This is a genomic window from Mycolicibacterium arseniciresistens (genome assembly GCF_030519285.1).
Lineage (GTDB): Bacteria > Actinomycetota > Actinomycetes > Mycobacteriales > Mycobacteriaceae > Mycobacterium > Mycobacterium arseniciresistens.
In genome coordinates, this window is sequence record NZ_JAUMSQ010000108.1 from 1 (window position 1) to 21,400 (window position 21,400).

General features: G+C 69.4%; 20 protein-coding genes and 1 tRNA gene. 8 read left to right on the plus strand and 13 right to left on the minus strand.

Annotated elements, in window-relative coordinates:
- Positions 1-9: 9 nt before the first annotated feature.
- Entirely contained in the window at positions 10-714 is a 705-nt protein-coding gene (locus Q2100_RS15350; RefSeq protein WP_302914776.1) for a ZIP family metal transporter, read from the minus strand.
- A 10-nt stretch (positions 715-724) separates the two neighbouring features.
- A complete protein-coding gene (locus Q2100_RS15355) occupies positions 725-1,189 on the minus strand; it encodes a DUF4383 domain-containing protein (RefSeq protein ID WP_302914777.1) in 465 nt (154 codons plus the stop codon).
- A 109-nt stretch (positions 1,190-1,298) separates the two neighbouring features.
- On the opposite strand from Q2100_RS15355, the gene Q2100_RS15360 reads away from it, so the two are divergent.
- Positions 1,299-2,129, plus strand: a complete 831-nt coding sequence (locus Q2100_RS15360; protein WP_302914778.1) for a VOC family protein — start codon at positions 1,299-1,301, stop codon at positions 2,127-2,129.
- 6 nt (positions 2,130-2,135) lie between these two features.
- On the opposite strand, the gene Q2100_RS15365 is transcribed toward Q2100_RS15360, so the two are convergent.
- Complete coding sequence (locus Q2100_RS15365) at positions 2,136-4,007, minus strand: propionyl-CoA synthetase (RefSeq protein ID WP_302914779.1); 1,872 nt, start codon at positions 4,005-4,007, stop codon at positions 2,136-2,138.
- A 73-nt stretch (positions 4,008-4,080) separates the two neighbouring features.
- On the opposite strand from Q2100_RS15365, the gene Q2100_RS15370 reads away from it, so the two are divergent.
- A complete protein-coding gene (locus Q2100_RS15370) occupies positions 4,081-4,881 on the plus strand; it encodes an SDR family NAD(P)-dependent oxidoreductase (RefSeq protein WP_302914780.1) in 801 nt (266 codons plus the stop codon).
- Positions 4,878-6,467, plus strand: coding sequence for a phytoene desaturase family protein (locus tag Q2100_RS15375; protein WP_302914781.1), 1,590 nt, complete (start codon positions 4,878-4,880; stop codon positions 6,465-6,467). Before Q2100_RS15370 ends, Q2100_RS15375 begins: the two co-directional genes overlap by 4 nt.
- A gap of 2 nt (positions 6,468-6,469) precedes the next feature.
- Here Q2100_RS15375 and Q2100_RS15380 read toward each other — a convergent pair whose 3' ends face one another.
- The gene (locus Q2100_RS15380; protein ID WP_302914782.1) at positions 6,470-7,177 is read right to left on the minus strand and encodes a TetR/AcrR family transcriptional regulator C-terminal domain-containing protein; all 708 of its coding nucleotides are present in this window, start codon (positions 7,175-7,177) and stop codon (positions 6,470-6,472) included.
- Positions 7,178-7,268: 91 nt separating this feature from the next.
- Here Q2100_RS15380 and Q2100_RS15385 point away from each other — a divergent pair, with 91 nt between their 5' ends.
- Complete coding sequence (locus Q2100_RS15385) at positions 7,269-7,592, plus strand: hypothetical protein (protein ID WP_302914783.1); 324 nt, start codon at positions 7,269-7,271, stop codon at positions 7,590-7,592.
- Positions 7,593-7,605: 13 nt separating this feature from the next.
- On the opposite strand, the gene Q2100_RS15390 is transcribed toward Q2100_RS15385, so the two are convergent.
- From Q2100_RS15390 to kdpF, 8 genes are all read right to left on the minus strand, one after another.
- Positions 7,606-8,247: a TetR/AcrR family transcriptional regulator gene (locus tag Q2100_RS15390; protein WP_302914784.1), complete on the minus strand. Its 642-nt coding sequence runs from the start codon at positions 8,245-8,247 to the stop codon at positions 7,606-7,608.
- On the minus strand, positions 8,244-9,176 hold the full coding sequence (locus tag Q2100_RS15395; RefSeq protein ID WP_302914785.1) for an oxygenase MpaB family protein: 933 nt from the start codon (positions 9,174-9,176) through the stop codon (positions 8,244-8,246). Before Q2100_RS15395 ends, Q2100_RS15390 begins: the two co-directional genes overlap by 4 nt.
- 145 nt (positions 9,177-9,321) lie before the next feature.
- Positions 9,322-10,005 (minus strand): response regulator, encoded by a 684-nt coding sequence (locus Q2100_RS15400; protein WP_302914786.1) that lies wholly within the window; start codon positions 10,003-10,005, stop codon positions 9,322-9,324.
- Positions 10,002-12,512: a DUF4118 domain-containing protein gene (locus tag Q2100_RS15405; protein WP_407667630.1), complete on the minus strand. Its 2,511-nt coding sequence runs from the start codon at positions 12,510-12,512 to the stop codon at positions 10,002-10,004. Before Q2100_RS15405 ends, Q2100_RS15400 begins: the two co-directional genes overlap by 4 nt.
- 7 nt (positions 12,513-12,519) lie before the next feature.
- Positions 12,520-13,386 (minus strand): potassium-transporting ATPase subunit C, encoded by an 867-nt coding sequence (locus Q2100_RS15410; RefSeq protein WP_302914788.1) that lies wholly within the window; start codon positions 13,384-13,386, stop codon positions 12,520-12,522.
- Between the two features lie 2 nt (positions 13,387-13,388).
- On the minus strand, positions 13,389-15,518 hold the full coding sequence (kdpB, locus tag Q2100_RS15415; protein ID WP_302914789.1) for a potassium-transporting ATPase subunit KdpB: 2,130 nt from the start codon (positions 15,516-15,518) through the stop codon (positions 13,389-13,391).
- Positions 15,519-15,520: 2 nt separating this feature from the next.
- Positions 15,521-17,191 (minus strand): potassium-transporting ATPase subunit KdpA, encoded by a 1,671-nt coding sequence (kdpA, locus tag Q2100_RS15420; RefSeq protein ID WP_302914790.1) that lies wholly within the window; start codon positions 17,189-17,191, stop codon positions 15,521-15,523.
- Entirely contained in the window at positions 17,191-17,292 is a 102-nt protein-coding gene (kdpF, locus tag Q2100_RS15425; protein ID WP_302914791.1) for a K(+)-transporting ATPase subunit F, read from the minus strand. Before kdpF ends, kdpA begins: the two co-directional genes overlap by 1 nt.
- A gap of 321 nt (positions 17,293-17,613) precedes the next feature.
- On the opposite strand from kdpF, the gene Q2100_RS15430 reads away from it, so the two are divergent.
- The 3 genes from Q2100_RS15430 to Q2100_RS15440 all read left to right on the plus strand — a co-directional run bounded on the left by Q2100_RS15430 (position 17,614) and on the right by Q2100_RS15440 (position 20,044).
- A complete protein-coding gene (locus Q2100_RS15430; RefSeq protein ID WP_302914792.1) occupies positions 17,614-18,297 on the plus strand; it encodes a type III PLP-dependent enzyme domain-containing protein in 684 nt (227 codons plus the stop codon).
- A 44-nt stretch (positions 18,298-18,341) separates the two neighbouring features.
- On the plus strand, positions 18,342-18,995 hold the full coding sequence (locus Q2100_RS15435) for a DUF4396 domain-containing protein (RefSeq protein ID WP_302914793.1): 654 nt from the start codon (positions 18,342-18,344) through the stop codon (positions 18,993-18,995).
- A 101-nt stretch (positions 18,996-19,096) separates the two neighbouring features.
- The gene (locus tag Q2100_RS15440) at positions 19,097-20,044 is read left to right on the plus strand and encodes a GlxA family transcriptional regulator (RefSeq protein ID WP_302914794.1); all 948 of its coding nucleotides are present in this window, start codon (positions 19,097-19,099) and stop codon (positions 20,042-20,044) included.
- Between the two features lie 4 nt (positions 20,045-20,048).
- On the opposite strand, the gene Q2100_RS15445 is transcribed toward Q2100_RS15440, so the two are convergent.
- Entirely contained in the window at positions 20,049-21,056 is a 1,008-nt protein-coding gene (locus Q2100_RS15445) for a zinc-dependent alcohol dehydrogenase family protein (RefSeq protein WP_302914795.1), read from the minus strand.
- Positions 21,057-21,259: 203 nt separating this feature from the next.
- Between Q2100_RS15445 and Q2100_RS15450 the strand changes: the two genes are divergently transcribed.
- Positions 21,260-21,333 (plus strand) — tRNA-Leu (locus Q2100_RS15450).
- Positions 21,334-21,400: the final 67 nt, after the last annotated feature.

Here is a 21,400-nt window from a genome sequence, read left to right on the forward strand (position 1 = left end):
ACGCGGCACTCAGGACGACAGGGACAGTCCGGCCGCGAGGGCGAAGCCGAGTACGGCGGCCAATCCCGCGATCTCCCGGGCCTTCTCGGTGGCTTCGGGGATCATCGAGCCGACCAGCATGACGAGCAGCGCGCCTGCGGCGAACCCGTCGATGCCGCCGCGCATCTGGCCGCCGGCGAACTCCTGCAGCTGGTAGCCCGCGACCGTCGCCGCGACGCAGACGAGCGCGACCGCGCCCCAACCCGCCACGATGCGCTTGGCGGGGCGCCCCGCGGCCCGCATGTCGGTGGCCGAGCCGATCGACTCCGGCAGGTTCGACACGAAGATGGCGAGCACCAGCGCCGGACTGACGGCGCCGCCACCGGCGATGCCGATGCCCAGCACGGCCTGCTCCGGGATGCCGTCGAGGAGGGCGCCGAGCAGCAGCGGCCAGCCGCTGGCTGCCGACCCGCCGCCACCGAGACGGTCGACGGCCCGGTCGGCGACGAAGAAGGTGATGGCACCGAGCGCCAGCCCGGCCGAGACCGCGAGCGCGCCGCCGACGCGAAAACCCTCCTCCGCCAGTTCGAACGAGATGCTCGACACCAGGGCGCCCGCACCGAAACCGAGCACCCAGCCGACCAGTCGTCCGTTCCAGTTGCGCGCCACGCCGGCGAGCGCGCCGATCACCAACGACGACGCTGCGACGGCACCCCACAGCAGCGCGCTCAGCACACGGGCAAGCCTAGGCCGGGGTCCGCCTGCGCACGCGTTGCTTCGTCGGGTCGCGCCGTCCGCTCAGCGTCAGACCGAGCAGCAGCATGCCCGCGCCAAGGCCGAGATGCAGCCAGTTGTCGGCGTTGTTCAACGGCACGAAGTTGGCTGGGCTGCCGTGGTCGATCAGCAGGCCGTACACCCAGAGTCCGAGGTAAGCCATCCCGCCGCCCAGGAGGTAGAGCCGGGAGCCGACGTAGCTGCGGGCCGCCACCAGACCGACGACGCCGAACGCGAGATGGACCGCGTTGTGCAGGCCGGACACTGCGAACGTGCCGAACAGCATCGCCCCCGACTGGTGACCCGCCCACTCCAGCTGGTCGTAGTGGCTTGTCAGGCCCGGTATGAAACCGGCGGCACCGGCCACCAGGAACGCGGCGGCGACGATGATCGCCGCAGCCTGCACTGCCATGTACTTCGGAGTCTTCGCTGTCATCGCCGTACCTCCCTCCAACCGTTATTGACGGGTCGGTAGGTGAAGGAAGTACCCCCGCTGTGGTGCGATTAACCTGTCGCTGATCGGATGACCCGGAGGAGCCCGCGAGATGGCAGACCAGCACACCTACCCGGAAGGCGTCCCGTGCTGGGTCGACACCGAGCAGGCCGACGTCGACGCAGCGGAACACTTCTACACCGGACTGTTCGGCTGGACGTTCACCGACGCGGTCCCCGCCGCCGCGCCCGGGACATACTTGATTGCCACCTTGGACGGTCGCGACGTCGCCGCAATCGGCCCCGCGGCACGCAACGACGAACCGCTGTGGAACACCTACATCGCCGTCGACGACACCGAATCCGTCGTGGCGGCAGTAATCGAGGCCGGCGGCGCCGTCACGATCGACCCCGTCGATGCCGGACCCGGTGGGCGGATGGCTGGGTGCACGGATGCGGCCGGAGCGGGTTTCCGGCTCTGGAAGGCGCGCCGCCGGCCGGGTGCTCAGCTGGTCAACGCGCCGGGCGGCTGGAACTTCAGCGACCTGCACACCGCCGACCCCGCGGCGGCGGCCGGCTTCTACGCCTCGGTGTTCGATTGGCAGTTCGAGGATCTCGGATTCGCGACGATGATCCGTCGGCCGGGTTATGGCGACCATCTCGAGGTGACGGTCGACCCAGGCATTCGCGATCGCCAGAAGGCCGTCTCCGCGCCGCAGGGTTTCGAAGACGCGATCGGCTGGCTGGTGCCGACGCCCGGTGTGGCAGACCGTTGGCATGTCACGTTCTCCGTGGCCGATCGTGACGACTCGGTGGCGTTGGCCGAGAAGCTCGGCGCCACCGTGTTGTCGTCCGACGACTCGCAGTGGTCGAAGACGGCCACGGTGCGCGACCCGCAGGGCGCTGTGCTGACGCTGAGCCAGTACACGCCACCGCAGGGGTGACGGCGGTCAGTCCCTCAGTACCGGTGTGAGCGCGTCGATCACCGACGGGTCCTCGATGGTCGACGGCAACGGCTCGTCGCGGCCTTCGGCGATACCGCGCATCGTCTTGCGCAGGATCTTGCCCGAGCGCGTCTTGGGCAGCGCCGACACCACGTCGACGGTCTTGAAAGCCGCAACGGCGCCGATGTTCTGGCGTACAGCCTCGACGAGTTCCTCGGCGAGTCCGTCGGCCGAGGCGCCGGACTTGAGGACGACGAACCCGCGCGGCACCTGTCCCTTGATGTCGTCGGCCACTCCGATGACGGCGCACTCGGCGACCGCGGGATGGTCGGCCAGCACCGCCTCGATGGACCCCGTCGACATCCGGTGCCCGGCCACATTGATCACGTCGTCGGTGCGGCCCATCACGAACAGGTAGCCGTCCGCGTCGAGGTAGCCGCCATCACCGGTCAGGTAGTGGCCGGGAAACGCCGACAGGTAGGACGACACGTAACGGTCGTCGTCGCCCCACAGGGTCGGCAGGGTGCCCGGCGGCAGCGGCAGCCGGACGCAGATCGCGCCTTCTTCGTCGGGGTCGCAGGGCGATCCGTCCGGCCGCAGAATGCGCACGTCGTATCCCGGCATCGGCACGGTCGCCGAGCCCGGCTTGACCGGCATCTGCTCGACGCCCATCGGGTCGGCGGCGATCGCCCAGCCGGTCTCGGTCTGCCACCAGTGGTCGATCACCGGGACGCCCAGTTTCTCCGAGGCCCAGTGATAGGTGCCGGGGTCGAGCCGCTCGCCGGCCTGGAACAGGTACGTCAGCGCGGACAGGTCGTGGTCGCCGATGTGCCTGCCGTCGGGGTCCTCCTTCTTGATGGCCCGGATGGCCGTCGGCGCGGTGAACAACGCCTTGACCCGGTGCTGGGCGGCGACCCGCCAGAACGCGCCCGCATCGGGTGTGCCGACCGGCTTGCCCTCGTACAGCACGGTCGTCCCCCCGGCGAGAAGCGGTGCGTAGACGATGTAGGAGTGGCCGACGACCCAGCCGACGTCGGACGCTGCCCAGTACACGTCGCCGGGCGCGGTGTCGTAGACGTGGCGCATGCTCCACAGCAGCGCGACGGCGTGGCCGCCGTTGTCGCGGACGATGCCCTTGGGCCTGCCGGTGGTGCCGGATGTGTACAGCACGTAGAGCGGGTCGGTGGCGGCGACGGGAACCGGGTCGACGGGTTCGGCGCCGGCGACGAGTTCGGCCCAGTCGCGGTCCCGGCCGGGGGTCAGCGTGCACGCCGACTGGTCGCGCTGCAGGATCACGCAGGCCGACGGCTGGTGTGTGGCGCGTTCGAGTGCGGCGTCGAGCATCGGCTTGTAGTCGACGATGCGGGTCGGTTCGATGCCGCACGACGCCGTCACCACGACGGTGGGGCGGGCGTCGTCGATGCGGGCGGCGAGTTCGTGCGCCGCGAAGCCGCCGAACACCACGGAGTGCACGGCGCCCAACCGGGCGCACGCGAGCATCGCGATGACGGCTTCGGGCACCATCGGCAGGTAGATGACGACGCGGTCGCCCTTCTCGACTCCCTGTCCGCGCAGTGCGCCGGCGAAGCGTGACGTCAGGTCGAGCAGTTCGCGGTAGCTGTAGGTGCGGGTGGTGCCCGTGACCGGCGAGTCGTAGATCAGCGCGGCCTGCTCGGCGCGGCCACCGGTGACGTGGCGATCCAGTGCATTCGCGCAGGTGTTCAGCTCGCCGTCGGGGAACCACCGGTAGAACGGCGGATTGTCGTCGTCCAGAATGCGTTTCGGTTCCCTCGTCCAGGTGACCGCCGTCGCCGCGTCGGCCCAGAAGGCCGTCGGGTCGGTGATGCTGGCGTCGAACAGTTCCCGGTAGGCACCCATCTCCGTACGGTAACCCCCAGGGTGGTCCGCTTCGGCGTCGTTTGACGCGAGGGGCGGCGGGTAGTCGGTGGCCATGGCAGCGCAGCGTCCGCGGGCACTCGTCACCGGCGGGTCGAGTGGTATCGGTCTGGAGTTGGTGAAGCTGTTCGCCGCGGACGGCTATGACGTCGTGGTCGCCGCCGATGGCGAGGGCGTCCACGGTGTCGCCGAGGCGGTGTCCGATTCCGGTGTGGACATCCAACCCGTCCAGGTCGACCTGCGAGACCCCGACGGCGTCGAGCGCCTCTACCGGGTGGCCACCTCCGATGGCCGCGCGCTCGATGCGGCCGCGCTCAACGCGGGCACGGCCCGGGCCGGGCCGTTCGTGACCGGACCGCTCGACGACGACCTCGGCGTCGTCGACCTCAACGTCCGCTCCACGGTGCACTTGGCCAAGCTCGTGCTGGCCGACATGGCGGCACGGGGCTCCGGGCGGGTCCTCATCACGTCGTCGATCGTCGCCGCCATGCCGGGCTCGCAGAACAGCATGTACAACGCGTCGAAGTCGTTTCTCCAGTCGTTCGCCACCGCCGTGCACGACGAACTGCGGGACACCGGGGTGACGGTGACGGCGCTTGCCCCGGGCCCGGTCGACACCGACTTCTTCCGCCGGACCGGGATGCTGGACACCGTGCTCGGCCGGCTTCCCGGCAAGGACGATCCGCGCCAGGTCGCCGAGCAGGGCTACCGGGCGATGATGCGCGGTGAGGCGAGGGTGGTCGCCGCGTCGCCGCTCTCCAAGGCCACGGCACTGGCGAATTCAGTGCTGCCCGATTCGGTGAAGGCCACGGCGAACCGGCTGATCATGACTCCTCTGGACAAGCGGGCACGGTGAGCGAGTCGGCGGACGCGGTCGTCATCGGCGCCGGCCACAACGGCCTGGTCGCCGCGGCGCTGCTGGCCGATGCCGGCTGGGACGTCCTGGTGCTCGAGGCCCAGCCCGAACCGGGTGGCGCGGTCAAGAGCGCGGAACTGTTCCCCGGGTACGTGTCCGACCTCTACAGCGCGTTCTATCCGCTTTCGGTGGAGTCGCCGGCACTGCGGGCGCTGCATCTCGAGGAGCACGGCCTGCGGTGGGTGCACGCGCCGGCAGTGGTGGGCCATGCACGGTCGGCCGACGACGACGACGCGCCGGTGATCTATCGCGACATCGACCGCACGGCAGCCGATCTGGAGCGGCGCGCGCCCGGTGACGGTGACCGGTGGCGTGAGCTGTTCGACCAGTGGCAGCACATCAAGGACCCGGTGCTGTCGGCCCTGTTCGCGCCATTCCCGCCGGTTCGCGGGGCGGCGGGGATGCTGCGCCGCCTCGGCAGTGCCGAAGCGCTGCGGTTCCTGCATCGGCTGCTGTTGCCGGCCGGTGTGCTCGCCGAGCAGCTGTTCGACGGCGACGCCGCGCGGCTTCTGTTGCTGGGCAACGCCATGCACGCGGACGTGCCGATCGACGCCCCGGGCAGCGGGCTGATGGGCTACCTGCTGGTGATGATGGCCCAGGACGGCGGTTTCCCGGTGCCCGAGGGCGGAGCGGGTCAACTCACCGCGGCCCTGGCGCGCCGGGCGGAGTCGGCGGGTGCGCGCATCGAGTGCTCGCGGGAGGTCACGCGGATCGACGTCAGCGGCGGGCGTGCGGTCGCGGTCCGCACCGCCGACGGGTCGACCGTGAGGGTCCGGCGCGCCGTGGTCGCCGACACTTCCGCGCCGCGCCTGTTCGGCAGCCTGCTGCCCGAGGCGGCGGTGTCCGCGGCGGTGCACCGGGCGATGGCCCAATTCGTCTGGGACACACCTGTTCTGAAGATCAACTACGCCCTCGACGGACCGATTCCGTGGCGGTCGCCGAACCTGAACGAGGCGGGCACGGTGCATCTGGGCGCCGACCGCGACGGGCTGATCCGGTGGATGGCCGACCTCAACACGGCCACGGTGCCGCAGCACCCGTTCATGCTGTTCGGTCAGATGACCACCGCGGATGCCGGCCGCTCACCGGCGGGCACGGAGAGTGCCTGGGCCTACACCCACCTACCGCGCGGGATGGCCGACGACGAGTCCGCCGACCGGTTGTCGGTGGCCGTCGACCGGGTGCTCGAGGAGCATGCACCCGGCTTCTCCGACCGGATCGTGGGCAAGGCGATTCAGCGGCCGTCGGACCTGGAGGCCAGTGACGCCAACCTGCACACCGGCGCGGTCAACGGCGGGACGTCACAGATCTTCCAGCAGTTGATCTTCCGGCCGGCGCCGGGCTTCGGACGGGCCGAGACCCCCGTGCAGAACGTCTTCCTCGGCAGCGCCGCCGCGTCGCCGGGAGGCGGGGTGCACGGGATCTGCGGTCGCAACGCCGCGCGCGCCGCGCTGGCGTCCGCAGGGGTGCGGGGCTGGCCGCGACGCAGGCTCACCGCGGCGGTGAACTCCCTGCTCCTGCGTTGACGTCAGGCGAGCTGCCGTGGCGAGGCTTCGAGACCTCGCAGGATGAGCTCGAGCGTCGCCTCGAAGGACGACCGGAGCATGCGCGAGCGCAGGTGTGGCGCGGCGGCTTCGGCATGAGTTGTCTCGGCGCCGGTCAAACGGGCGCCGAGGTCCTGCCATGCGGCATCGTCGCTCTCCTGCACCCGCTCGGGCAGCGACACGAAGGCGTTCTCGAGTATCGCCTGACCGAGCAGGAAGTCCGACAGCGACCGAAACCAGTGCGCGGCGCTCTCGATGTCGAAGCCGCCATCGCGCAGCAGCCCGACGGTCAGGTCCACCGCCCGGATCTCGTTGGGCAGTCCCGTCGTTCGGGCCGCCACGGCCAACCCGGTCTGCGGGAATTCGTGTACGTAGACTTGGTAGAGCGCCCGTGCAAGGTCGGCGAGCGAGTCGATCCAGTGGTCACTACGAGACCAGCGGTCGAGGGCCATTCCGATCATCCGGTCGGCGACGGCGCGCATGACGTCGTCGATGCCGGTGAAGTAGCGGTACAGGGCGGACGCGTCGGCGCCGACGGCGGCGGCCAGGGTACGGGCACTCATGATCGTCGCGCCACGGTTCTCGATCAGGTTCACCGCCGCGTCGATGTAGACATCCCGGGAGAGCGTCGTCCCGGATCGCGTTCGACGCCGGCGACGCCCTGCGGCGGGCTGCCGTCGTGGCTCCGGCATACAGCTCACTCCTTATGTCAACGCCGTTGATTCTATCTTTGCGTTGTTGAAAGCTAGGCCCCCTATGGAGGCGACGACGCAGAAGGGCCGCATGACGGTGAAGGGGGCGACCGTCCGGCGGATCATCCGGACGGCTGGTGCAGGTGGTCATGTCACCTACGTGGTCGACATCCATACCCCGGCCGGCGCAGCGCGCAAGTGCACGTTCAGCGGCAACCTGTTCGGCGGACCGGTGCTGCTGTCCAGCGAGTGTGCCGACGGGCACACCCGGGTCGCGGAGATCGAGCAGCCGCATGATTTCGGTGAGTTCGCCACCGAGCACTGGGTGCACGGGTTCTTCCGCAACTGGCAGCTGGCCGCCGTGCGTCATCCGATCCTGGTCGACGACGGTGATGCGCGCGAGGGCACTGGCTGAACGGCAGCCGGCCTCAGTGCGCGTCTCCCACTGCGTTCTCGACGACGGGGGTCAGCACGTCATCGGCGAAGCGGCGCAGCTGCGCTTCGTCGTTGACGGCGGGATCAGCGGGCGGAGCGCCCAGATAGGTGATGAACAGCCGCGCGAAGGTGTCGGCGACCCAGCGCACCCGCTGTGAGGGCTCGCCGGGTGCGTCACCGTGGATCTCGCGCGCGATGAATGCCGCGCCCATGGAGAGTATTTCGTTGTCGTTGGCGGCGACGGTCTCCAATGCGAGGCCGGGATCGGTGATGGCGAGTCGTCGCAGCAGCGGATGTTGTTGTGCGAAGGTGACGGCCGCGACGAACGCCTCGGAGACCCTGCTGCGCCGGTCCTCGGCGCGGTCGATCCCGGCAGCCACCGCCGCGAGGAAGCGCTGGATCTCCCGCAGCCGCAACGCCTGATTCATGTCGTCGCGCCGGGGGAACCGCCGGTACACCGTCATCCGTCCCAGCTTGCTGCGGCGCACGACGTCCTCCACGGTGACGCGGTCGAGCCCGACGGCGGCGGCCTCGGCCAAGGCGGCGTCCAGGATCCGGTCCCGGGTGGTGTCGGGATTCGGTGTGAGGCCGCGCGCGGCCTGGCCGACGAGGACCGCGAATTCCGAGGCGCTCATCCGGGTGCGTTGCCGTGCGCGACAGCGTTCAGGGCCGCGTCGTGTGCGGCCGAGCCGAACCGCTGGGTGGCGAGCGCGACGTGTGGCGGCACTTCGGACGCCCACCGGATCATTCGTGCGTTGCCCTGCAGATACGCACCGGTGGCCCACGGATGCAGCGGTGGGGGCAGTTCCAGGCCGGTCATCTTGCGAGCCCATTCGGGCGCCAACGTCATTCCCGCGCGCACGTAGAAGTGGTGCGCGGCGGCATCGAGTGGGCCGGGCAGCGGAGGCAGGAACGGCGCGGTGAGGAGGAAGTCGATGAACGTCCGGGTCTGTTCGGTCACCGCCAGCTTGGGACGCATCTCTGCGACGAAGTCGGTCAGTTCCGCGATGGACTCGGGCACCGCGTCCGCACCACTCATCCGGCCGATCACCGCCTGCTCGGCCAGGTACCGGTCGCGCTCGGCCGGAGTGAGCGGCCGGTTGAACCGTTCGAAGGCGGTCATCACCATCCACGGAATACACGTGTGGACCCACGCGAGCAGCTTCGGATCCAGGGCTCGGTACGCATGTCCGTCGGGCCGCGCGCCGCTCACCGTGGCATGCCTGTTCCGCACTCCGTCGATGAGTCGGGTTGCCGCCGCGGTGTTTCCGAAGGTGGTGCCGAGTACGTAACCCATGGTGGTGCGTGCTCGCCGGAAGGGATCGCGACGGTAGTTCGAATGGTCCTGCACGCCGGCGACCACCGACGGGTGCAGTATCTCCAGCACGATCGCCGCCACACCCGCCGTCGCGACCGCCCCGAGGTCGCCGTTGACCTCCCACGACACGCTGGTCGGGCCGCCACACAGACCCGGATCGCCGGGCGGGCCGCCGTACAGGTCGGGTTCATCGTGCCGGCCGCTGACCTCGTACACCGTCCTCATCGTCTGCTCGCGCAAACCCATCGGACAACCTCCCGGGACGTTGATGGTACTGATGATAGGAAAAACGTACCGCATGTATCACCTACAGTCCATGGCAGTCGCGAGCAGACACGAATTCGCACGCGTTGCGGTGTGTCGATGCGACTTTGCGTCTGCTCGCCAAAACTCACTGCTGGAAGCGGTAGCCCATTCCGGCCTCGGTGAGCAGGTGCACGGGGTGCGACGGGTCGTCCTCCAACTTCCGCCGCAGCTGCGCCAGATACACGCGCAGGTAATGGGTTTCCTTCGCATAGGCCGGACCCCACACCTCCCGGAGCAACTCCTCGCGGCCGACGAGCTTGCCGCGGTGACGCACCAGCATCTCGAGCATGCCCCACTCGGTGGGGGTCAGGTGCACCTCGGTACCGCTCTTGGTCACCTTCTTGGCCGCCAGATCGACCGTGAACGAGGCCGTCTCGACCACCGGTTCGTCGGTGTCGGATACGGTGCCGCGACGGACCGCGGCGCGCAGCCGGGCCAGGAACTCGTCCATCCCGAACGGTTTGGTCACGTAGTCGTCGGCGCCTGCGTCGAGCGCCTCGACCTTGTCGGCCGAGTCGGTGCGCGCAGAGAGCACGATCACCGGCGCGCTGAGCCAGCCCCGCAGACCGGCCAGCACCTCGATGCCCGACATGTCCGGAAGGCCGAGGTCGAGCACGATCACATCCGGCCGGTGGTCGGCCGCCGAACGCAGGGCTTCCGCGCCGGTGGCCGCGGTGGTGACTTCGTAACCCCGCACCGAAAGGTTGATCCGTAGTGCCCGCAGGATCTGTGGTTCGTCGTCGATGACGAGCACCCGGGTCGCCGTCACGTCGTGTCCTGCGTCGGCGCGGCCAGTTCGATCTCCATCGTGAGCCCGCCGCCGGGGGTGTCGGTGGCAGTGAGTGTGCCGCCCATCGCCTCGGTGAACCCGCGCGCCACCGAGAGGCCGAGACCGACGCCGCTGCTGGTGTCGCCGTCACCGAGGCGCTGAAAGGCGCCGAACACCTGTTCCTCGGTTCCGCGGGGGATACCCGGACCCTCGTCGGCCACGGCGATCAGCACGCGGTCCCCGACCCCGCCCGCGGTGACGCGCACCTGTCCGGCCGGCGCGTACCGCAGCGCGTTGTCGATCAGGTTCGCCAGCACCCGTTCGAGCAGGCCGGCGTCGGCGAGCGCCACGCAGTCCTGCACGTCGACCTTGACGCGGTCCACCCCGTGGCCGAGGCCCGTTGTGCCCCTGCTGATCCCGAGCAGCGCACGTTGCACCGTCTCCTCGAGGTACACCCGCCGCAGCTCGGGGCGCACCACGCCGGCGGCCAGCCGCGACGAGTCGAGGAGGTTTCCCACCAGCGCGGTCAGCTGGTCGACGGACTCCTCGACGGTGGCGAGCAGTTCTGCGGTGTCGTCCTCGGAGAAGTGCACGTCGTCGCTGCGCAGACTGGACACCGCCGCCTTGGCCCCGGCCAGCGGCGTGCGCAGGTCGTGGCTGACCGCCGACAGCAGCGAGCGCCGCAGTTCGTCGGCCCGGGTGATCGCCTCGGCGCGCCCCGCCTCCTCGGTGAGTTCACGCTGCCGGACCAGGCCGGCGGCCTGGCGTGCCACCGCGGACAGCACCCGCCGGTCACGCGCCGCCAGGCTGCGACCGGCCAGCAGCAGCCAGAACTCGTCGCCGTCGGTGTCGACTTCGATTGCGGTGTCCGCGGTGTCGACTTCGACGCAGGGATCGGTGCCGACGCAGGCGACGATGCCCGCGCCGACCCGCAACAGGCTGACCGCCCGCTGACCGTAGGTCTCCCGCACGCGCTCCAACAGCGCCGTCGGGTCCGCGCCGCGCAGCACCGAACCGGCGAACAACGCGAGCAGTTCGGCCTCCCGCGACGCCCGGCGGGCATCGCGGGCGCGGCTCGCGGCGCTGTCCACGAGGGCCGCGACGGCGACTGCGACCGCCAGCAGCACGACGATCGTCACCGCGCTGTCCGGATCGGCGATGGTGAAGGTGTGCCGGGGGGTTATCAGGAAGTAGTTGAGCAACAGGCCCGACAGCACGGCCGAGAGCGCCGCTGGGGCGACACCGCCGAGCAACGCCGCCACCAGCACGCCGACGAAGAACAGCGCACTCTCGCCTGCGACCCCGAGCAGTGGGTCGAGCAGCACCGCGACCAGGCAGACCAGCGACGGCACGATCACCGCGGCGAGCCATGACGCCAGGTGCCGGTGCCGCGGAGTCCTCCTGGTCGTGCCGCGGCGGGCCTCGTGATGAGTCACCATGTGCACGTCGATCTTTCCGGATTCCTGCACGACGGCCGCACCGATGCCCTCGTCGAAGATGCGTGCCCACCGCGATCGCCGCGACGTGCCGAGCACCAACTGGGTGGCGTTGCGCTCCCTGGCGAAGTCCAGCAGTGCGGCGGGAACGTCATCGCCGACGACCGTGTGCAGCGTCGCGCCGAGGTCGGCGGCCAGTTCCCGGACCTTGCCCATTCCGGGTGCCGACACCCCGGCGAGGCCGTCGCCACGGACGACGTGCACGACCATCAACTCGGCACTGGACTTCGACGCGATGCGAAAGGCCCTGCGCACCAGCGTCTCCGACTCGGCGCCGCCGGTGACGGCGACGACCACCCGCTCGCGCGCCTCCCAGGTGTCGGTGATCCTGTTGTCGGCGCGGTACTTGGCCAGCGCTGCGTCGACCTGGTCGGCGAGCCACAGCAGCGCCAGTTCGCGCAGCGCGGTGAGGTTGCCGCGGCGGAAGTAGTTCGACAATGCGGCGTCGACCCGCTCGGGGGCGTAGACGTTGCCGTGGGAGAGTCTGCGCCGCAACGCCTCAGGGGTGATGTCGACGAGCTCGATCTGGTCGGCCCCGCGCACCACATCGTCGGGCACCTTCTCCTGCTGCTCGACGCCGGTGATCTGGGCGACGACGTCGTTGAGGCTCTCCAGGTGCTGCACGTTCACCGTGGAGATTACGGTGATGCCGGCGTCGAGCAGTTCCTCGACGTCCTGCCAGCGCTTCGGGTTGCGGCTGCCCGGGGTGTTGGTGTGGGCGAGTTCGTCGACGAGCACGACCTCGGGTCGCCGCACGAGCACGGCGTCGACGTCGAGTTCCGGGAACCGGCCGCCGCGGTACTCGACGTGGCGGGGCGGAACGACCTCGATGCCGTCGAGCAGTTCGGCGGTCCGCCTGCGGCCATGGGTCTCGACGAGCGCGGCGACCAGGTCGGTGCCGCGTTCCAGCCGCCGGTGCGCCTCGCCGAGCATCGCGAACGTCTTGCCGACGCCGGGAGCTGCGCCGAGGTAGATGCGCAGCTCACCCCGCTTGGCGTTCGACGTGTTCACCCGACCATCATCCACCCGGGTACTTCTCGTCGAGTGCGACGTTGAGTGCCAGCACGTCGACCCGTGGTTCGCCGAGGAAGCCCAGCGTGCGGCCCTCGGTGTGGTCGGCGACCAGCCGGCGGACCTCGTCGGCGCCGATGCCGCGGGCCTTGGCCACCCGAGCCACCTGCAGATCGGCGTAGGCAGGCGAGATGTGTGGGTCCAGGCCGCTGCCGCTGGCCGTGACGGCGTCGGCGGGCACCCGCGCTTCGGCCGCACCGTGGATCGGCACGATCTGACCGAGGCGGTAGTCCTCCCCGGGCACAGCGCATTCGACCCGCACGCCTTCGTACGTGTCGAGGAACGGGCGCGCGGTCGTGTCGCACGGCTCGTTGACGCTGACCACCCGGGTGGGGGCGACCACATCGCCGCGCGCGTCCCGCGGCCCGATCACCGACAGCACCGCGCCGACACCGCCGCCGGTGCAGAACGGCCGCCCGCCCTCGACACCTTCGAGGTCACCGACCGCCTTGCTTCGGCTGCACACCAGAGTGAGCAGGCTCGTCCGGTCGGTGGTGTCGATGACGTCTTCGGGACCCAGGTTGCTGGCGCCGGAGGCCATCGGGTCGTACCCGTCGCCCGCCGCGGACGGCCGGCCCTGGAAGTAGCGGGGCAGCGGGTTGCCGTCTGCGTCGGTGTACAGCTGGCCGATCAGGCTGCTGCCGACCGGTCTTCCCGCGGCCTCGACGATGGAGCCGTCGGCCTTCTCGGAGAGCCCCGGCAGCTGGGCGGCCAGCCAGATGAGGGCGGGGTAGGCGACACCGAGGATGGCGGTGAGGACGAGCAGCGCGCGGAGCGCCGCCCAGTGCTGGCGGAGGACGCTGGCGAGTTTCATGGTCACATTCCCGGGAGAAAGGCGATGAGCAGGTCGATGAGTTTGATGCCGATGAACGGCGCGACGATGCCGCCCACCCCGTAGAGAGTCAGGTTGCGGCTCAACAGCTTCGACGCGCTGCTCGGGGTGTAGCGCACACCGCGCAGGGCCAGTGGGATGAGCGCGACGATCACCAGTGCGTTGAAGATGACCGCGGACAGGATCGCCGACTGCGGACTGTGCAGCCGCATGACGTTGAGCACGTCCAATCCGGGGAACAGGCCGACGAAGAGCGCCGGGATGATCGCGAAGTACTTCGCGATGTCGTTGGCGATGGAAAAGGTGGTCAGCGCGCCGCGGGTGATGAGCAACTGCTTGCCGATCTCAACGATCTCGATCAGCTTGGTCGGGTCGGAGTCCAGGTCGACCATGTTGCCGGCCTCCTTGGCCGCCGACGTGCCGCTGTTCATCGCGACGCCGACGTCGGCCTGGGCGAGCGCGGGGGCGTCGTTGGTGCCGTCGCCGGTCATCGCCACGAGCTTGCCGCCGGCCTGCTCGGTCTTGATCAGCGCCATCTTGTCCTCGGGCGTCGCCTCGGCGAGGAAGTCGTCGACGCCGGCCTCCTCGGCGATCGCCTTGGCGGTCAACGGGTTGTCGCCGGTGATCATGACGGTGCGGATGCCCATGCGGCGCATCTCGTCGAAGCGTTCCCGCATGCCCTGTTTGACCACGTCCTTGAGGTGGATGACGCCCAGCAGACGTGCGTGTCCGTCGCGTAGCTCACCGACGGCCAGGGGAGTCCCGCCCGCGGCGGAGACGGCGTCGACGATCTCGCCGAGTCGACCGGGCACGGTGCCGCCTTCGTTGCGGATCCACTCGGCGACCGACGCCGCCGCGCCCTTGCGCAGCTGCCGTCCGTCGAGATCGACCCCCGACATCCGGGTGACAGCGGTGAACTCGACCCAGCGTGCGTTGGCCAGTTCGCCTGACGTGCGGGCACGCAACGCGTAGTGCTCCTTGGCGAACACCACGACGGAGCGGCCCTCGGGAGTCTCGTCGGCCAGGCTGGACAGCTGCGCGGCGTCGGCGAGTTGTTCTTCGGTGACGCCGTCGAGCGGGACGAAGGCGGCGGCCTGCCGGTTGCCCAGGGTGATGGTGCCGGTCTTGTCGAGCAGCAGGGTGTTGACGTCGCCGGCCGCCTCGACCGCGCGACCGGACATGGCGAGCACGTTGCGCTGGACGAGGCGGTCCATGCCTGCGATGCCGATCGCGCTGAGCAGCGCTCCGATCGTGGTGGGGATGAGGCACACCAGCAGCGACACCATCACGATCCCGGTGATGCCGTTTCCGTTGAGCGCGAGGGTGTCGGGCACACCGGGGTTGCCGGCCTTGGAGTAGATGGCCAGGGGCTGCAGGGTGACGACGGCGAAGACGAAGATGATCGTCAACGAGGCCAGCAGGATGTTGAGTGCGACCTCGTTGGGGGTCTTCTGCCGGTTGGCGCCCTCGACGAGCGCGATCATCCGGTCGATGAAGCTCTCACCCTGTTTCTGGGTGATCTTCACGACGATGCGGTCGCTGAGCACGGTGGTGCCGCCCGTCACGGCTGAGCGGTCGCCACCGGATTCGCGTACCACGGGGGCGGATTCGCCGGTGATGGCGGATTCGTCGACCGAGGCGATGCCCTCCAGCACGTCGCCGTCGCCGGGGATCACCTGTCCGGCTTCGACGACCACCACGTCGCCCTTCTGCAAGAGTGCCGCCGGGACATCCTCTTCGCGGCCCGATGCGGTGAGCCTGCGGGCCATGGTCGAGGTCTTGGTCTTGCGCAGTGTTGCGGCTTGGGCCTTACCCCGGCCCTCGGCGACCGCTTCGGCGAGGTTGGCGAACAGCACCGTCAGCCACAGCCAGCCGACGATCAGCCACGCGAACCAGCTCGAATCGGTGATGGCCAGAACGGTGCTCCAGACCGCGCCGATCTCGACGATGAGCATCACCGGGTTGCGCCACAGGGTGCGCGGGTCCAGTTTGCGCAGGGCGTCCGGCAAAGAACGCCACAGCATCGACGGGTCGAGCAGTCCGCTCCGGACCTGGTTGCGCGCTTGGAGTTTCCGTGGTTCGGCGGTGGGCGCCTCGGGGGTGGTGAGTGTCATGGTCAGTGGATTCCTTCGGCGAGGGGGCCGAGCGCGAGCACGGGCAGGTAGGTCAGGGCGACGAGGATCAGCGTCACGCCGGCGACCATGCCGACGAACTGCGGCCGGTGGGTGGGCAGCGTGCCCACCGACTCCGGTGTCCTGCCCTGGCGGGCCAGCGATCCGGCGAGGGCGAGCACGATGATGATCGGGAGGAAGCGCCCGAACACCATGGCGAGACCGAGTGCGGTGTTGTACCACACGGTGTTGACCGAGATTCCGGCGAACGCCGAGCCGTTGTTGTTGGCCGCCGAGGTGAACGCGTAGAGCACCTCCGAGAGGCCGTGCGGCCCGGTGTTGAGCATGCTGTCACGTTGGCCGGGCATGGCCATCGCGGCGGCGGTGCCGGTGAGCACGATAAGCGGGGTGATCAGGAAATAGGTTGCGGCGAGCTTGATCTCGCGTGGGGTGATCTTTTTCCCGAGGTATTCGGGTGTGCGGCCGACCATCAGTCCCGCGACGAAGACCGTGATGATCGCCAGGATCAGCATGCCGTAGAGGCCGGAGCCGACGCCGCCTGGCGCGACCTCGCCGAGTTGCATGTTGAACATGGTGATCAGCCCGCCGAGGCTGGTGTAGGAGTCGTGGAACGAGTTCACCGCACCCGTCGAGGTCAGGGTGGTGGACCCGGCGAACACCGCGGAATCGGCCACGCCGAAGCGTTGTTCGACGCCTTCGGTGGCGGCGCCGACGGCGGTGGGGACGGTGCCGTGGGCCTGCAGCTGGAAGAACATCACCAGCGAGACACTGGCGGTGGCGATGATGCCCATGACCGCGGCGATGGCCAGTCCCTGCTTGCGGCTCTCGACCATGCGCCCGAAGGTGCGGGGCAGTGAGAACGCGATGCAGGACAGCAGGAAGATCTCCACCCAGTTGGTCCAGGTGGTGGGGTTCTCGAAGGGGTGGGCGGAGTTGGCGTTGAAGAAGCCGCCGCCGTTGGTGCCGAGTTCCTTGATGGCCTCCTGGCTCGCGACGGGTCCGCCGGGGATGACCTGCTGGGCGCCGGTCAGCGTGGTGACCACCTGGTCGTGCAGGGCGAAGTTCTGGACCACGCCACCCGCCAGCAAGATGATGGCGCCGATGATGCTCAGCGGCAGCAGGATTCGCAGCGAGCCGCGGACCAGGTCGACCCAGAAGTTGCCGAGGTCGCCGGTGTTTCGGCGGGCCAGTCCGCGGACGAACGCCATCGCGACGGCCAAGCCGACGGCGGCGGAGACGAAGTTCTGCACCGCGAGGCCGGCCATCTGGACAAGGTGGCCCTGGGTGGATTCGCCGGAGTAGGCCTGCCAGTTGGTGTTGGTGACGAAGCTGACCGCGGTGTTCCACGCCAGCGCGGGCGTCATCTCGGTGCCGGGGTCCTCCAGGTGCAGCGGGAGCCTGCCCTGGACCAGCTGAAGCCCGAACAGGAACAGGATGCTCACCGCGGAGAACGCGAGCACACTGCGGGCATAGGAGCCCCAGGTCTGCGGGGCGCGCGGGTCGGCGCCGATCGCCCGGTACACGGCGCGCTCGGTGCGCAAGTCCTTCTCCGAGGCGTAGACGCGGAACAGGTAGTCACCGAGGGGGACGTGTACGGCCACCAGGGCGACGACGAGAGAAGCGAGGAACAGGATTCCCGCGGTGGTGGTGCTCACTAGAACCTCTCGGGGAACAGCAGGGCGGCGAAGAGGAACACGGCGATGGCCACCGCCAGCGCCAGGCCCACGAGGTTTTGGGTCACAGCTGCTCGACCCACTTCTGCACGAGGCCGAGCAGGGCGAAGATCGCCACCGTCACCGCGATGTAGGCGACTACGGACATGCCACTCCAGACGTTGACGCGGCGCCGGATTTCGGCGCCTGCACCAGCATCTGTCCAGTTCAGAAGCGTCGACCCGATCTTGACGCTTTCTTGACGGCGGTGAGGCGGTCCTTTACGGCTTTCGTGCGGGGGCGGCGGCGAACGTGAAGCTGTGCACGTGTTCTCCGTGATTCCACGCGCACAACTTCACGCTCGCGAGGCGGATTGACAGGCCGCGCTCAGTGCGATGTCAGGCGTCGCAGTCACGATCGGTGGCATGAACCGTTTGCGCCGTACTCAAGCATCACCCCGGTATGCGGTGTGCCGCCGCGCGTTGCGGGGCACGCCGCTGCAGGTGCCCGCCGAGCTGCTGACGACCGCGTCGGTCGCGGAGTGGGTGCGCCGGCGCGGGTTGGGTGTCGACGTGTCGAGTGCCGAGGAGTTGCAGCTGGCGCTGGCGACGGGCGTGCCGGCGGAGCGGGTGGCGGCGCAGTGCGCGGATGATGCGGCCATCGAGGCGGCGGTGGCGGCGAGGGTCGGGCGATTCGTCATCGGGACCTGGTCGGAGGTGATGCTGCTGGCGCGGTGCCGGCCGTCCGCGCCGCGGGTGCTGCTCGACGTGACGAACGGCCCCGGCGATCGGATGGCAGCCTCGCTGATGGCGGCGGCCAGGGTGGACGTCGTGGGTCTACGCCACCGGATCAGTGGCGATGACGACAACGCGGGGGAGGCGGCGCAGGCGATGCTCGAGCAGATGGCGCGGTTGCGGCGCTCGCACGACGTGATTCTCACGCGGCTGTGCCTGTCGGGCTTCGGGCATGGAGGCGGCGACGCGCAGGCGTTGCGGCAGGGGGTGCACCGGCTGCAGTTGACGGTCGAGGAGGCGTGTGCCGAACTGCGGTATCCGCGGCCGGCGCTCGGGCTGTCGCTGCACGCGGCCGCACTGGTGGGTGGGGTTTAGGCCGACGAAGGAGCTCGCATACCCCGTGGGGGTATAGTGCAGGCATGACCGAACACCATGACCACGCCGGCCACGACATGGGCGGCAACGTGAACACGATGGCGCTCAGCGCCACGCTGCACTGCCTGACCGGGTGCGCGATCGGTGAGATCGTGGGCCTGATGATCGGCACCGCCCTGGGGTTGAGCAACGTCGCCACCATTGCGATCGCCGTCGCGCTCGCGTTCCTGTTCGGCTACTCGCTGTCGACGCTGCCGCTGCTGAAGGCCGGTCTGGCGGTCGGCACCGCGCTGAGCGTCGTGCTCGCGGCCGACACCCTGTCGATCCTGACGATGGAGATCGTCGACAACCTCGTCATGGCGTTGATCCCGGGCGCGATGAACGCCGGCCTGGTGAACGCCGTGTTCTGGATCGGCATGGCGATCGCGCTCGCGGCGGCGTTCGCGGCCGCCTATCCGGTGAATCGCTACCTGCTGCAGCGCGGAAAGGGTCACGCGCTGACGCACGAGTATCACCACGGCGGCGGCCAGGCGACCGGGTGGCGCCTCTACATCCCGTCGCTGAGCACCGGGGCACTCGTCGCGGCGATCGCCGCGTTCATGCTCGGTGGTCTGGTGGTGTCGATCGCCGATGGGCTGGACTCCGGAAGCGGCGAGAGTGATCACGCGGCTGCCGCCGCGACTTCGCCCCGCGTATAGCGCTGTTCGGCAGCGCGAGGGATGCGCACGGATGGCGGTAATACGCATACTGCGAGGATGAGGACGCGGGCGGCACGCGTCGACCGGATCGGAGCCGGGTGATGCAGCGACCGCATCAGGTGGTGGTCCTCGTCCTCGACGGGGCGCTCCCGCTGGACGTCGGGATCCCGGCGGAGGTGTTCCATCCGGAGACGGGGTTCGGATACGAGGTGTCGGCCTGCGGGATCACCGCCGGAACGGTGCCGTCCAACGGGGGCTTCGGCTACGCGGTCCCGCGGGGCCTGGACGCACTGGCCGGCGCGGACACGATCGTCGTTCCGGGGTACGCCCCGGCGGGTCGGCCGATACCGGTGGAGGTGGGCAAGGCGCTTCGTAGTGCCGCATCCCGCAGGGCACGGATCGCGTCGATCTGCTACGGCGCCTTCGCCCTTGCGGACGCCGGCCTGCTCGACGGCCTGCGGGCGACGACGCACTGGGATGCGGCGGAGAAGCTCGCGGAGCGGTATCCGCGGATCGCGGTCGAGCCGAACGTGCTCTTCGTCGACGAGGGCTCGATCCTCACCTCGGCGGGGGCCGCCGCCGGTCTCGACCTGTGCCTGCACATCGTTCGGCGCGACCTCGGCGTGAGCGCGGCGAACGAGATCGCACGAGGACTCGTCACCGCGCCCTACCGGACCGGCGGTCAGGCCCAGTATTTGCCGAAGACCAGCTCGGCAGCCCACGGCGAAACCCTCAGTCCGACACGCGAATGGGCTTTGACGCAGCTCGACCAGCCGCTCACGATCGCTGGACTCGCCGCACACGCGCGGATGTCGCCCCGCACGTTCATGCGCCGCTTCACCGAAGAGACCGGCAGCACCCCACTGCAGTGGATCCTCCGGGCGCGGGTCGACACCGCGCGTGAACTCCTGGAGAGCACGAGGCTGTCGATCGACCGCATAGCGGAACAGGTCGGCCTGGGAACCGGATCGAACCTCCGACTGCATTTTCGCCGACTCCTGGATGTGTCGCCCTCGGAGTACCGCGCCACCTTCTCCGGGCGGAGCTGACTGACTACGAGATGCGAGGGGGGACCGCGACGGTGTCGCCGGCCACGTCGATCGCGACCTTGCCGCGGAGTCCATAGGACCGCCTGCTCTCCAGGAGCTCGTGAGCCTCGCCCATCCGGGCGAGCGGAAGAGTCGCGCCGATGACGGGCTTCACGAGACCGCGCTCGACCAGCGTGGTGAGCGCGTTCAGCTTTCCTTGGTTCTGTCGTGTGAAGACGAAGTGGTAGGCGGCGTTCTTGCCCCACGCCTCGATGAGGTTCTGCGGTTGGGCGATGTCGACGATGCTGACGACGCGTCCGAAGTCGGCGAGCGTCAACGGGCTTCGTGTGAGCGCGTCGCCACCGATCGTGTCGAAGACGACGTCGACCCCCAAGCCTGCGGTCATCTCGGCCACGGCATCGACGTAGTCGGTCGATGTGAAGTCGATTGCCGCATCCGCCCCGAGGGAGCGCACGAAGTCATAATCGGCGGCTTTCGCGGTGGTGATCACCCGAGCGCCGATCGCCTTGGCGATCTGGATCGCGATCGTGCCGACACCGCCCGCGCCGCCATGGATGAGGATCGTCTCCCCGACGGTGAGCTGAGCTCGCGTCACCAGGGACTCCCAGACCGTCCCGCCGACGAGCGTCAGGCTCGCCGCCTCCAGGTGACTGACGTTCTCTGGCTTCCGGGCGACGAGCTCGACGTCGGCGACGTGCTGCTCGGCGTAGGAGCCGGGCCCGCCGAAGATCCGGGGCGTGTAGTACACCGCATCGCCGGGGTGGAACTCGGTGACGTGGGATCCGACTTCCTCGATCACACCGGAGATGTCGTGCCCGATGATCGCCGGGAGCGGCACATGATCCGCGTAGTCTCCGCGACGGATCTGATAGTCGAGCGGGTTGAGGGCGGTCGCGTGGACGCGCACCCGTACCTGGCGGGGTCCGACATGCGGTACGGCGACGTCGCGCAGCTCGAAGGCGTCGGCCCCTCCGAAGCGGGCAAGCACGACGGCCTTCATCGAATCAGACATATCGGGGTTCCTCATCGTGGTTCAGGGTGCGCGCGACGCGCTGGGACGGTCGGTATCTCAGTGTCGCGGGCACGATCCACACACTCCAGTGGCGACAATGCCAACATCCGCGAGGATTGTGACGCGAGGCGGGTTCGCACCGCGCCGACGTCGGGACGTCACAGTGGGGCTGAGATGGCCCGAAGTACGCTCTGAACAGCCGAGCCCCCATAGCCCAATTGGCAGAGGCAGCGGACTTAAAATCCGCCAAGTGTCGGTTCGAGTCCGACTGGGGGCACCGGAAACGCCTGTTAGATGGGCTAGCTGTACTGACCTGAGAGGTTAGGTACACGGCTGGCGGGTGG